Below are 13,130 nucleotides of genomic sequence, written 5' to 3' on the forward strand. Positions count from 1 at the left end.
AAGCCGGTGCGCGCCAGCATGGGGGTTGCGACGGATTCAACCAGAGGTGCGCGTTATGCCCTACAACAGCATCAGTCAGCTACCCGACTCGGTCCGCAAGCATGTGCCCAAACAAGGGCAGGACATTTACAAGGAAGCGTTCAACAGCGCCTGGGACGAATACGCCAGCGCCAAGGATCGCCGCGGTGATGCCTCACGCGAGGAGGTGGCGCACCAGGTGGCGTGGTCGGCGGTGAAGAAGCAATACAGCAAGGGCGACGACGGCGACTGGCACCGTAAATAGTGCATCGTCGTTGAAGGTCACTTACGGATCGCCGGCATGCTTGGAGGCCGCGTTCCAGCCCATCGCCTGATAGACGTGATAGCGCGCCACGCCGATGTATTCGTGCAGTGCCACGTCGGTCAATGTCAGGTTGTAGGCCTGCGGCAGCCAGCTCGGCGAGGCGGTGAGGTAGTCGCCGCGAATCGGCGTGGCGTGGATGCCGAAGTGACCGAAGTACAGCTGCGCGCGGCGCAGGTGCGTGGCCGATGACACCAGCACCAGGCGGTCGGCGTGAAACTGCGCCAGCAGGGGCGCGCTGAACTGCGCGTTCTGCCAGGTGTTCATGCTGCGCCCCTCCAGCAGCAGGTCGGCCTTCGGTACGCCCAGCGCAAGCAATTGCCGAGCGTAGACCTGGGCCTCCGATTCGCCCAACCCGCGCGCATCACCACCGCTGACCTCGATCGCGCACACCGCGCCGGTCTGCTTGCAATCGCGATACAGCATCACGGCGCGCAGCATGCGTCCGTGTGCAAACAGGCCCGGTTCCAGCGGGCCGCTGTCGCCACGCACGGTGCCGGCGCCCAGGAGGATAATGGCGTTGCGCTGGCCCCAGTGATCAACACGCGTGGCGTAACCGCGCTCAAGGTTCGACAGCAGCCAGCGCGGCAGCGGGCCATCGCCGGCCAGCAGTACCAGCAGCAAGGCGACGACACCCAGCGCCAGTCCCGTGCGTCGCCGGCGCAGGCCAACCAGCACCGCGGCCAGTAACGCCAGCACGAAGATCCACTGCAACACCATCGTCGAATGCCCTTTTATCAGCCGCGACGATTATGGCGTGTCGGGTATGACAGTGACGAGCGCGCGAGTGCTTGCCACTCCTCATGCCAACTGTTTCTTGGACGCGCCGGCGCGCCGGTGGTTGCATGTTCTTTGCCTTGGTGGCCGAAGGGGCGGCTGCCGGCAAGGGGAGAGGTGCCAGGGGGAACCTCGCCATGTGCATGGTTATCGGGGGCCTATCCCGATGGCCGTATCCGGGAGAAGTCACATGACGATTCGTGTTCGTTCGTATCCGCCCGTATGGGCGAGGTCGCTGGTCCTTGCGCTCACTGCCGCCGCATGGACGGCACCGTCGCCGGCAGGTGATACGCCGGTGCCGGGAACCACCGGCGCCGTCACGGCGGTGCCGGACATTGCGGTGCCGCACAGCCGGCCCTGTGTAGTGCCCCTGTTCGACAAGGTGAACTTCACCAACTTCAGTCCGAAGACATTCGACTACGCGCCACCGGCGCGTTGCCGTGGCCCGTGGGCGAAGGTGGTGCTGGAGGCCGACTACAGCGTCAACAAGGGTGTGCAGTTCGATCGCACGGCCAGCATCTGGATCGGCAACGTCAACGTCTACTTCGGCACCACGCAGGAGCCCTCGTCCACGGCGGCGCCCGCCTGGCATGTGGAGCGTGACCTGACTGACTACTCAAGCTGGCTGCGACAGCCGCATTCGGGGCGAACCCTGCTCGGCAATATCGTCAATGACACCTATACCGGCATCATCACCGGCAGCGCGAAGTTGGTGTTCTATCCCGGCCCCGCGCCGCGCGTGCCGGATCAGGTGGTGTCGCTCTCACTGAATGCCGATGGCGACGTCAACAACGTGCAGCCGGGTTCACCCCGACTGGGCCGGACCTTGACGTTGCCGCGCAACATGGTGGCGATCTACATGGATGTGTTCGCGCAGAGCCAGCAGGGTGATGAATTCTGGGAGCTGTGCGTGCCCGATGCCGTGGCCGACACGCTGCAAAGCTGCAGTGGCTCGGGATTCCGTCAAAGCGTGGTCTATATCGATGGCCAGCCGGCCGGCGTGGCGCCGGTGTATCCATGGATTTATACCGGGGGCGTCAGTCCGGCGCTGTGGCGGCCGATTCCCGGCGTGCAGACGCTCAATTTCCGTCCGTTCCGGGTCAACCTGACACCCTTCGCCGGTCAGCTCGACGACGGACAGCCGCACGATGTCGAGTTGGGCGTGGTCAACGCGCAGTCGTATTTTTCGACCGTCGGCACCTTGCTGATCTACACCGACCCACATCGCGAGGTGGTACGCGGGCAGCTGCTTCGCAACACACTGGACGATGATCCCGGCCAGCACGATACCGTGACCGACCAGGGTGGCGGTCAGACATCGGTGAGCACCACCGCACAACGGCGTTTTGCCATTGCCGGCTACGTGGACACGTCACGTGGACGCATCCGTACCGAGGTCGATCAGAGTGTGGACTTCTCCAGCGAGCAACAATTCACGCTCAGTGACACGCAGTATCGACAGCACCTGGTGCAATCGACCCAGACCCAGGTCAGCACGCGGGTATCTGGTCCAGGTCGCTTCAGGCAGACCACCACACGTCACTTCAGCTATCCATTGGAGCTGGACTACAACGACCAGAACGCCAGCGATGGCACCGAGTCAGTGAATCTCGCCGTGACACAGTCCTATCAGCGACGGCGCGAGCGCACATTGAGCGGGCATCGGGTATTCAATGACACCCTTTCCAATACGGTAAGTCCTCATGTCACCTATCACTTCGATGCCGCCGGCAACCTCAGCATCGAGCCATGGGCCAGCACGCAGCGCTACACCTACGCCAATAGCCTGGGCCAGTGCTTCGACCGTCGCATCGCCAGCAGCCATTATGAGTTGACCGAGGTTGAGGATGGCGTCGCCTGTGGCGGGCACAATCACTACGCCTGGTCGCCGTTGCAGAGTGTGGCGGGCCATAGTTGGAACCTGGGGGACGAAGCCGACCTCTGGACCTGGTAGACCTGCCGGTCAGCGCCGGGCATCGGCCGATGCCCGGCGCGCCAGCGCGGCCTCGATGACATCGGCGGCCCGTTCGGCGCCGCGCTCGGCCTGCAGCGTGCGTGCGATGCTCGCGGTGCGATCCCGATAGTCACGTTCGCCGGTCAGACGCGCCAGCTGGCGTGCCGAACCGGCGGCGTCGTAACGGCTGGCGGGCAATATCTCGGCCACGCCCAGGCGTTGCAGCCGCGCCGCATTGTCGGGCTGGTCGAAGCCATGCGGTACCACCAGCATCGGCACGCCGGCCCGCAGTGCCTCGGCGCTGGTACCGATACCGCCGTGATGCACCACGGCAGCGGCTCTTTCGAACAGCGGTGCGTGATCGGCCGCCTCCAGCGCCAGCATGTCCGACGACAGGGCCGGCAGCTGTCGGCGTACCGTCTGCGACCCGCAAAGCAGGATGGCGCGCATGCGCAGTGCACGGGCAGCCATCATGCTTTCGCGCAGGAAGTGCGCGCCAGCATGTACCGCGGCCGAGCCCAGCGTGAAAACCACCGGTGCCGGTCCGGCATCAAGGAATTGGCGCAGCGTATCGGGCAAGGGGTCGGCGTCCGGCCGATAACGCGCAAAGCCGGTGACATGCGTGTGTGGCGGCCAGTCCGGCTGCGCTTGGGCCAGCAGGGGCGAGAACAGGGCGAGTACGCCGTCGCGGCCATGTTGCCCGGCATGGAACGGGTCGCCGGCGGCCGGCTGTGGCGCCAGTCCGAGCTGGCGCCGGAACTGGCGTACCGGCGCCGTCCAGGGGCGACTGATCCATTGCGCACCGCGCTGCAGGATACGCCCACACGAAGGGGACTGGCGTGACCAGCGATCGACCAGACCAAGGCCGGTCGCAGGTGGCTGGTAGGCGCTGATGAAACCGGCAGGGGCCAGCACCACCGATAGCCAGGCCAGCGGAAGTTGCTCGCCAAGAATTTGCGCGCCGAAGGCCAGGGTCGAGGTCAGCAGGACGTCGGCCTCGGCACAGACTGGATGCAGGCGCCGGTAGCTTTCGGCGGTATCCTGAGCCGCCAGTTCGCGCACCACAAAGCGTGGCCCGCGCCAGGGGTGGAAGGCGCGGGCCATGAAGGCGACCTTGTCCTCAGGCTCGGGCAGACCGCTGGCATCGACGAAGGCCTGTCCGGCCTGGCGCACTTGCGACTCATGCATGGCGTGACTGGCCACGGTGCAGCGATGACCGCGTGCCGCCAGCGCCTGGGCCACGGCCAGGAACGGATAAAGATCGCCGGCCGAGCCGACGGTGGCCATGACGATATGGGCGTCCATGGCGGCAGCCTAACGGCGCGCCGCGCTCGCCGCGAGTGCCCGCTACAATGATCAGCTTGGCCTCTTGCAACGGATGTTCGATGTTCCCGTATGACCTGGTGATCTACGACCTCGACGGTACCCTGCTCGATAGCGCGCCCGATATCGCCACCGCGGTGGATCGCACACTGGCCCAGTGGGATCTTCCCGTGGCCGGCGAAACCAAGGTGCGTCAGTGGATCGGCGATGGCTCGCGCAAGCTGATGCAGCGGGCGTTTGCCGACGCTGGCCATCCGCAGGTGCCCGTGGCCGAGCTCTACGAGGCCTTTCTCGCGCACTATGGCGATTGCATGCGCGATGACTCGCACGCCTATGCCGGTGTGCCGGAGACACTGCATGCGTTAAGCGAGCGAGGTGTGCGCCAGGCCGTGTGCACCAACAAGCCCGACCCCTTCGTGGCATCGCTGATCGAGTTCATGGGTCTGGATGACTATATCGCTGCCTGGCTGGGAGGCGATTCCCTGCCCGAGCGCAAGCCCAGCGCCTTGCCGCTGCGACATCTGGCCGAGAAGTTCGACACGCCCATCGAGCGCTGCCTGATGGTGGGGGACTCGGGTACCGACATGGCCGCGGCGCGCAATGCCGGCATGCCGCTGGCGTTGGTCACCTACGGTTATCACCGTGGCGTGGATCTCAGCGCCGGCAAGGCCGTGGCGGTGGTGGACGACCTGCGCGAGTTGCTGACGCTGTAAGCGCGGATCCACTCGTCACCACGCCGACAAACAGGTGGCCCGTTCACGACAGCGCGGTTACAGCTACCATGGTGTGTTTGTCGACCGTGGTGCGGGGGAGGTGTCCGTGCCATCACGTCTGATTGGCACGGAGTATCGGATCCCATGTTGCAGTTGTCCTGGCGGTTTTTCCTGGCCGCCTTCGTGATGCTGAGCATCAGTCGCCTGCTGCTGTCCGCCTGGCAGTGGGGGCGGGTGCGTCAGGCTGGTGGCTTGTGGCCCGTGATGCTGGGGGGCTGGCGTATCGATGCCAGCTTCCTGGCCATGGTCTCGGGATTTCCCTTCCTGCTGGCACCCTGGCTGGATCGCTTCGATTGGGCGCTGGGCGCCACGCATATCTGGTTCGTGGCCTGGTGGCTGCTGCTGGTGTTGCTGGAGGTGTCCACGCCACAATTTGTGATCGAGTACGACACGCGGCCCAATCGCCACTATGTGGAATACCTCAATAGCCCGCGTGAAGTGTCGGCGATGCTTTGGAAGGGCTACAAGAAGGTTCTGATAGGCGCGTTCCTGGGCCTGGGGCTGCTGGCGTGGGTTGGCTGGAACTGGCTGGATGTGCATGGCAGCGAACCGCAGATGGGCTGGCTGGGGCGCAGCCTGACCACGCTGGGGCTATTCGTGGTGCTGTTCCTGGTGGGTCGTGGCACGTTGCAGCATCGTCCGTTGAATGCGGCGCAGGTGGCCTTCTGCAACGACTCGATGGTCAATTCGCTACCGCTCAACTCCACCTTCACGGTGATCAATGCCATCCGCGCCATGCGCACCGAGCTGTCGTCGGCCGAGCTTTACGGCAAGTTGCCGCCGGACGAGGTGCAGCGGCGGGTGCTGCAGGAGGCGGGCCTGCCCTATCCACCGACCGACCCGACATATCCGAGCGAGCATGCTCACACCGCCACAGTGCGTCATACCCGGCCAAAGCGGCTGGTGATCATCGTCGAGGAGAGCCTGGGGGCGCAATTTGTCGGCAGTCTCGGCGGGCGAGGCCTGACACCATCACTGGATGCGCTGGGTGAGCAGGGTTGGATGCTGGCACGCACTTACGCCACCGGTACGCGTTCGGTGCGCGGCCTGGAGGCCATCTCTACCGGTTTTTGGCCGACACCGGCCGACGCGGTGCTGAAACTGCCGCGCAGTCAGCGTGGTTTCTTCACCCTGGCCGGCCTGCTGGGTCAACACGGCTACCACTCGCGCTTCATCTATGGCGGCGAAGCGCATTTTGACAACATGAAGGGCTTTTTCCTCGGCAATGGTTTCACCGAGGTGATCGACCGTGCGCTGTTCAAGGTCAAGCCGGGATTCTCGGGTTCCTGGGGCGCCTCGGATGAGGACATGTTCAACGAGCTGCATCAGCGCCTGATGGATGACGGCAGCGATGCGGTGTTCAACATGGCCTTTTCGGTGTCCAACCATACGCCGTGGGAGTATCCGCAAGGACGCATCGAACCGGAGGGGGCGGCGGCCACGGTGGACAACACGGTGCGCTATGCCGACTGGGCGCTGGGCCAGTTCTTCGAACGCGCCAAGGCTTCGCCGTACTGGGAAGACACCGTGTTCCTGGTCGTGGCCGACCATGATGCTCGGGTCTCGGGCGCCAGCCTGGTACCGGTGCGCCACTTCCATATTCCGGCGCTGATTCTGGGCGGCGGCATCGAGCCACGTCGCGACGAGCGCTTGATCAGCCAGGCCGATCTGGCGCCGACGTTGCTCTCGCTGATGGGCATCGACAGCGTGCATCCGATGCCGGGCGCCGACCTTACGGTCAGCACGCCCGACCGGGCCATCATGCAATACGGCAACAACTACGGTTACCTGCGCGGTGACCAGTTGCTGGTGCTCGAGCCGCAGCGCACACCGCGCCAGTTCCGCTACCTTCGCGATAGCCACGAACTGGAGCCGGTGGCGCTGGATGACGAACTGCGGCGTCTGGCGCACGCACATGCGCTATGGCCAAGCTGGGCCTACCAGAACGAACGCTACCGGGTGCCGCCGCGGGCTGGCTAAAAGGCGCGACCTCAGTCGTCCTTGGAGAAGTCGCCGTCCTTGCGGAATTCGCCGTGCGCGGGATCGTGTTCGGGCGGCTGCGGCGGCCCGTGAAGGCGATCCTCGCGGCGGTCACGATCCGGGTGCTGGCCGGGAATTTTTTGCGGATTCACCGGCGTGTCGGGTACGTTCTTGGGATCCTTGGACGGATTCATGTCACCTCCGTGCAGGTGCAAGGGGAAGGATCACCATGCTGCGCAGCCGCGCGTGAACCTCGGCTTCATGCCGGGGCACGCGGTGGACGGCGCATTCAGGCCCGGCGCAGCGTACGCCGGGCGTCCATACGCTGTAATCGGGAGAGACACCGATGCCTGTTGCCGCCTTGCTGCTTGCCGCCACCGCCCTGAACACCGCCGCGCCCACCGCTGCCGTCTCGACACAGATGACACCGCTGTCATCGGCGGCCAGAGACAAAATCAACACGCTCATCGGGCGCATGACGCTGAAGGAAAAGGCCGGTCAGCTCAGCATCTTCGGCGTCGATCAGAAAAACCTGGCACAGCGGGTGGCTGACGGCGAGGTCGGGGGCACCAATGGCATGCTGCCGGCCAAGGCCCAAGGGCGCCAACTGCCCGACTACATTCGTCACATGCAGGACCTGGCCGTGCACTCGCGCCTGGGTATCCCGATGTGGTTCATGGGCGACACCATCCATGGTTTCCGCGTGACCTTCCCGGAACCGCTGGCGTTGGCGGCAACCTGGCATCCATCCTTGGTCAGCCGCGTGATGCGCGCGTCGGCCGAGGAAGCGACGGCTTCCGGCGTGAACTGGACCTTCGCGCCGATGGTGGATATCGGTCGTGATCCGCGCTGGGGCCGCGTGGTCGAGGGCGCCGGCGAAGATCCATTCCTGGATGAAGCGATCACCGGCGCGGCCACGTTCGGTTTCCAGGGGCGTTCGCTATCGGCCGCCGACACCATGCTGGCCACGGCCAAGCATCTGGTCGGCTACGGCGCGGTGCAGGGCGGGCGCGACTACAACGCGGTGAATCTTTCCACGCGCGAGCTGAAGTCGGTGTACCTGCCGCCGTTCCAGCATGTGGTCAAGCGCGGCATCGGTTCGGTGATGGCCGCGTTTATTTCGCTCAACGACCGCCCGACCACCGCCGACGGCGCCCTGATCAACGGCACGCTGCGCCGGGATTTCGGTTTTGGCGGTGTGGTGGTGTCCGACTACGATGCGGTGGCGCAGCTGCAGCAGCATGGCATCGCCGCCTCGCCGCGGCAGGCGGCGCGGCTGGCCTTCGATGCCGGCGTGGATATCGATCTGCACAGCGGCACCTACCTGGCGCAGCTGCCGGCGCTGGTGCGCGCAGGCAAGGTGTCTGAAAAGGCGCTCGATGCGGCGGTGCGCCGCGTATTGGCGATGAAGTGGCGGTTGGGCTTGTTTGCCGACCCGTATCGCTATCTGCATGCCAAGACGCTGATCCCGCACAAAGCCGAGCATGTGACGCTGGCGCGCAAGAGTGCCGAGCAGTCGATGGTGCTGCTGGAAAACCACGGGGTGCTGCCGCTCAAGCCCAACGTGGGCTCAGTGGCAGTGATCGGCCCGCTGGCCGATGATCGCGCCGACCTGCTGGGCCCGGTGCATGCACTGGGTCAGCCGGATCGGGTGGTCAGCATTCTCGATGGTCTGCGCCAGAACGCGCCCAAGGGCACGCAGATCACCTACGCGCAGGGAGTTCCCGTGGACGGCGAGGACACCCAAGGCATCGCGCAGGCGGTTGCCGTGGCGAAGGCGGCCAAGGTGGCGGTGGTCGTGGTCGGCGAAAGCAATGCCATGATCGGCGAAGGTCACAGTCGCTCGCGCATCACCCTGCCGGGACGCCAGCGCGCGCTGCTCAAAGCGATCAAGGCCACCGGCACGCCGATGGTGGTGGTGCTGGTATCCGGCCGTGCCATGGCCTTGCCGTGGTTGCATGACCACGCCGACGCCCTGCTCGATGCGTGGATTCCGGGCGAACAGGGCGGGCCGGCGGTGGCCAATGTCTTGTTCGGCAAGGCCGAGCCCGGCGGCCGCCTGCCGGTGACCTTTCCGCGTGACCTGGGGCAGGTGCCGCTTTACTACAGCTATCGTCCGACTGGCCGTCCGTACAACCCAGCCGACAGCTACACCACGCACTATGTGGATGTGGCCAACTCGCCGCTGTATCCGTTTGGCTACGGCCTTAGCTACACGCAGTTTGCCTTCGGCAAGGTGACGTTGGATCACACCACCCTGGGTGCGCACGACGTGCTGCATGCCTCGGTCAAACTCACCAACACTGGCCGGCGTGCCGGCACCGAAGTGGTGCAGCTGTATGTGCATCAGAAAGTAGGGCAGACCAATCCGCCGGTGCGTCTGCTGCGTGGGTTCAAGCGTGTGCATCTGGCAGCCGGTGCCTCGACCACCGTGAAATTCATGCTGCCGCGTTCGGCTTTTGCCTGGTGGGACTGGAACAACCACAAGGTGGTGGCGCCGGGCGATTACGAGGTCTACATCGGCGCCAATGCACAAGCGAGCAACAAGGCCGATCTGCACATCGACTGACGCCGTCGCGGGCCTGGGATTTGTAGACTCCAAGCGAGGTGGATCGTGTGGGTCTGCAGGTCGCCGGTGGGTCTGGCGCAGTGGCTGGCCGCCCTGGCCCAACCGGAAAGGGCCGCCGTATGGTCCCGAGGGGGAGCGCCTTAACGGCCTCCCCCTGTCTCTTCCTCGCCCCCGGCAGGCGCCGCGGCAGCGCCCGCGGGGGGCATGACACGTCCTAGCGCGGCAGGTCGAATACCAGCACTTCGGCCTGCTCGCCAGCTTCGATGGTCACCGCCGGCTCATCGGTCAGTTTCAACGCATCGCCGGTGTCCAGCCATTGATCGTTGACCTTGGCGCGGCCGCGCGCCACGTGCACGTAACCCAGCCGGCCGGATGCCAGCGGTAGGCGGGTATCGGCGGCGCCGTCGAGCAGTCCGGCGTACAGGCGCGCATCCTGGTGGATGCGCAGCGAGCCCTCGGCGCCGTCGCCGCTGACCAGCAGCCGCAGCTGATCACGCTTGTCGGCCGCGACCACATGGGTCTGCTCGTAGGACGGCGCCACTTCCTGCTCGGCCGGCAGAATCCATATCTGCAGGAAATGCGACAGCTGCGTCTGGCTGGGGTTGTATTCCGAATGCGTGACGCCGCTGCCGGCACTCATGCGCTGCACGTCGCCCGGGCGGATGGTGGAGCTGTTGCCCATGGAATCGCGATGGGCCAGCTCGCCTTCCAGCACGTAGCTGATGATCTCCATGTTCTGGTGGCTGTGCGTGGCAAAGCCCTTGCCCGGCTGCACACGGTCCTCATTGATCACGCGCAGCGCGCCAAAGCCCATGTGCTCGGGATCACGATAGCTGGCGAACGAAAAGCTGTGCCAGGAATCGAGCCAGCCATGGTCGGCGTGGCCACGCGCCTGATGGTGACGAAGCGTAAGCATGATCGACTCCTTGGGAAGCCGTGGAATATGGGCGCAGTGTGGGCTCGTGGTCATGTCGGCGGTAGCCCTCGGCTTCGGAACGCGTTGTTCCTTGAAGTGAACAAGCGGCGGGTAGCCATGATGGCTAGGTGCACTTGAGTGAGCTCGAGGTGCCTGGGCCCGGCGTGCCGGTTCAGTTTGCCTGCACCTTGGTATGACTGCAGCGTCAGTCTCTTCGCTTCGGTCGTCGACTTCGTCGGGCTTGAAGCCGGTGATCTTCGCAGTGGGCCGTGGACACGCCACGGGTGTACGCTCGCGCGGTGTGACTGGTGGCAGGGGGCGGTTGCATGGGATTGTTATAACGTAACGTTTTAGCCTCGACCGACATGATGCCGGCCGGGCGTTGGGGTGTCACGGGAGGAGCTTTCCATGAAGCGCATGATGTACGTGGCCGCCATAGCGGCGGTAACGGTGTTTGCCGGCCGCGCCATGGCCGATGAAGGCATGTGGACGTTGAACCATCTGCCACTCAAGCAGATGAAGCAGCGCTACGGTTTTGCGCCTGACAAGGCGTGGGTCGATCGCGTGCAGCACGCCGCCGTGCGTCTGGCGGAGGGCTGCTCGGGCTCGTTCGTGTCGGCCGATGGTCTGGTGATGACCAACCACCACTGCGCCAACGGCTGCCTGTCGCAGCTCTCGCACAAGGGCAACTACATGCAGGACGGCTTTACGGCCGATTCGCTGAAGGATGAGCCCAAGTGTCCGGACGTGGAGCTGAACCAGCTCGATTCGATCACGGATGTCACCGCCAAGGTCAACGCGGCCACCGATGGCAAAAGCGGCAGCGCGCGCATCAAGGCGCAACGCGCGATCGATGCCAAGTTGGAGCAGGGGTGTGTGGGCGGCGATGCCAAGCACTGGCGCTGCGACGTGATCAGCCTGTATCACGGCGGTCGTTACGCGCTGTACAAGTACCGCCGCTTTCAAGATGTGCGTCTGGTGTTCGCGCCGGAGCAGTCGATCGCTTTCTTCGGTGGTGATCCGGACAACTTCAACTTCCCGCGTTACGACCTGGATGTCACCTTCTTCCGCGCCTATGTCGACGGCAAGCCGGAGCATACGGCCGACTATCTGAAGTTCGATCCCAAGGGCCCTGAAGCTGGCGAGATGACTTTCGTGGTGGGCAACCCTGGCTCCACGCAGCGTCAGACGCCGTGGATCGAACTGGCCAACATGCGCGATCGTGTGCTGACGCCGTTTTTCGGCTACCTGTCGGAAAAGCGAGGTGTGTTGTGGGAATACAGCCGCGGGGGGCAGCAGCAGGCCAAGGCGGCCCAGGATGCGCTGTTTGGCATCGACAATTCGCTGAAGGTGTTCAAGGGCTGGCTGAGCGCGCTGGGCAACGAGTCGTTCATCGAGAAGAAAAAGTCAGACGATGCCGCCTTGCGCAAGTGGATCGCCGCCGATGCCTCGCGCCGAACCAAGTACGGCGACCCATGGGGCGAGCTGGAAAAGGCGCAGCAAGCCAGTGCCCGCCTGCGTGATCGTTACGCCATGATCGAGCGTGGCCAGGGCTTTGATGCCGGCCTGTTCGACGATGCGCGCATGCTGGTACGTGCCGCCGCCGAGCGCGCCAAGCCCAACAGCGAGCGTCTGCCGGCCTATCGGGATGCCAACCTGCCGGCGCTGGAGCAGGAGTTGTCCTCGACCGCGCCGGTGTATCCAAAGTATCAGGAAACCACGCTGGCCTGGTCGCTGGAGAAAATGCGCCAGGCGCTCGGCGCCGACAGCGATTTTGTGCACGAGGTGCTGGGCGACAAGTCGCCTCAGCAGCTGGCGCAGGCGGTGGTCAGCGGCACCAAACTGGGTGATCCCAAGGTGCGCGAGCAGCTGTGGAAGGGCGGCGAGAAGGCCATCGAAGCCTCGGATGATCCGATGATCCGCCTGGCGCTCAAGATCGACCCGCAAGCGCGCGCGGTGCGCAAACAGTACGAGGCCGAAGTGACCGCGCCGATGACCAAGGCCGACGAGGCCATTGCCAAGGCCCGCTTTGCGCGCGATGGCGCCACCAGCTATCCCGATGCCACTTTCACCCTGCGCCTTAGCTACGGCAAGGTGGTCGGCTGGCAGGAGAAGGGCAAGCCGGTGCCGCCGTTCACCCACTTCGATGGGCTGTACAAGCGCGCCACCGGTGCCGACCCGTTCAAGCTGCCCGAGAGCTGGCTGAAGGCCAAGTCGTCGCTGGACCCGGCCACGCCGATGGATTTTGTCACCGACAACGACATCATCGGCGGCAATTCGGGCAGCCCGGTGATCGACAAGCAGGGCCACGCGGTGGGCCTGATCTTCGATGGCAACATCCACTCGCTGGCCGGCAATTTCTACTTCGACCCGTCCAATAACCGCGCGGTTGCGGTGGACACGGCGGCGATCGACCATGCGCTGCGCAAGGTCTATCACCTGCCGCGGCTGGCCGAGGAGCTGGAAAATGGCCACCTGTAACCACGGCATGATGGTGC

The 13,130-nt window shown here is 64.9% G+C and carries 10 protein-coding genes; 6 read left to right on the top strand and 4 right to left on the bottom strand.

Features of this window, described 5'->3' with window-relative positions:
• The first annotated feature begins 55 nt into the window (after positions 1-55).
• A complete protein-coding gene (locus HBF24_RS03395) occupies positions 56-283 on the top strand; it encodes a ChaB family protein (RefSeq protein WP_167169029.1) in 228 nt (75 codons plus the stop codon).
• 21 nt (positions 284-304) lie between these two features.
• Here the strand turns inward: HBF24_RS03395 and HBF24_RS03400 are convergent, their stop codons facing one another.
• Positions 305-1,060: a YdcF family protein gene (locus tag HBF24_RS03400; RefSeq protein WP_167169032.1), complete on the bottom strand. Its 756-nt coding sequence runs from the start codon at positions 1,058-1,060 to the stop codon at positions 305-307.
• 247 nt (positions 1,061-1,307) lie between these two features.
• Between HBF24_RS03400 and HBF24_RS03405 the strand changes: the two genes are divergently transcribed.
• On the top strand, positions 1,308-3,071 hold the full coding sequence (locus HBF24_RS03405) for a peptide-N4-asparagine amidase (protein ID WP_167169035.1): 1,764 nt from the start codon (positions 1,308-1,310) through the stop codon (positions 3,069-3,071).
• Positions 3,072-3,080: 9 nt separating this feature from the next.
• Here HBF24_RS03405 and HBF24_RS03410 read toward each other — a convergent pair whose 3' ends face one another.
• A complete protein-coding gene (locus tag HBF24_RS03410) occupies positions 3,081-4,376 on the bottom strand; it encodes a glycosyltransferase (RefSeq protein WP_167169038.1) in 1,296 nt (431 codons plus the stop codon).
• An 80-nt stretch (positions 4,377-4,456) separates the two neighbouring features.
• On the opposite strand from HBF24_RS03410, the gene gph reads away from it, so the two are divergent.
• Together gph and HBF24_RS03420 are read left to right on the top strand one after the other, a co-directional pair.
• Positions 4,457-5,107, top strand: coding sequence for a phosphoglycolate phosphatase (gene gph, locus HBF24_RS03415; RefSeq protein WP_167169041.1), 651 nt, complete (start codon positions 4,457-4,459; stop codon positions 5,105-5,107).
• Positions 5,108-5,251: 144 nt separating this feature from the next.
• On the top strand, positions 5,252-7,147 hold the full coding sequence (locus tag HBF24_RS03420; RefSeq protein ID WP_167169042.1) for an LTA synthase family protein: 1,896 nt from the start codon (positions 5,252-5,254) through the stop codon (positions 7,145-7,147).
• 11 nt (positions 7,148-7,158) lie between these two features.
• Here the strand turns inward: HBF24_RS03420 and HBF24_RS03425 are convergent, their stop codons facing one another.
• Positions 7,159-7,341 carry a hypothetical protein gene (locus HBF24_RS03425; protein WP_167169045.1) on the bottom strand — a complete coding sequence of 61 codons (183 nt, stop codon included), beginning with the start codon at positions 7,339-7,341 and terminating at the stop codon, positions 7,159-7,161.
• Between the two features lie 152 nt (positions 7,342-7,493).
• Here HBF24_RS03425 and bglX point away from each other — a divergent pair, with 152 nt between their 5' ends.
• Positions 7,494-9,716, top strand: coding sequence for a beta-glucosidase BglX (bglX, locus tag HBF24_RS03430; RefSeq protein WP_167169047.1), 2,223 nt, complete (start codon positions 7,494-7,496; stop codon positions 9,714-9,716).
• Positions 9,717-9,930: 214 nt separating this feature from the next.
• Here bglX and HBF24_RS03435 read toward each other — a convergent pair whose 3' ends face one another.
• Positions 9,931-10,632 (bottom strand): pirin family protein, encoded by a 702-nt coding sequence (locus tag HBF24_RS03435; protein ID WP_167169050.1) that lies wholly within the window; start codon positions 10,630-10,632, stop codon positions 9,931-9,933.
• A gap of 408 nt (positions 10,633-11,040) precedes the next feature.
• Between HBF24_RS03435 and HBF24_RS03440 the strand changes: the two genes are divergently transcribed.
• Positions 11,041-13,113, top strand: coding sequence for a S46 family peptidase (locus tag HBF24_RS03440; protein ID WP_167169053.1), 2,073 nt, complete (start codon positions 11,041-11,043; stop codon positions 13,111-13,113).
• Positions 13,114-13,130 lie beyond the last annotated feature (17 nt).

This window comes from Oleiagrimonas sp. C23AA (assembly GCF_011759385.1).
Classification (GTDB): Bacteria; Pseudomonadota; Gammaproteobacteria; order Xanthomonadales; family Rhodanobacteraceae; genus Oleiagrimonas.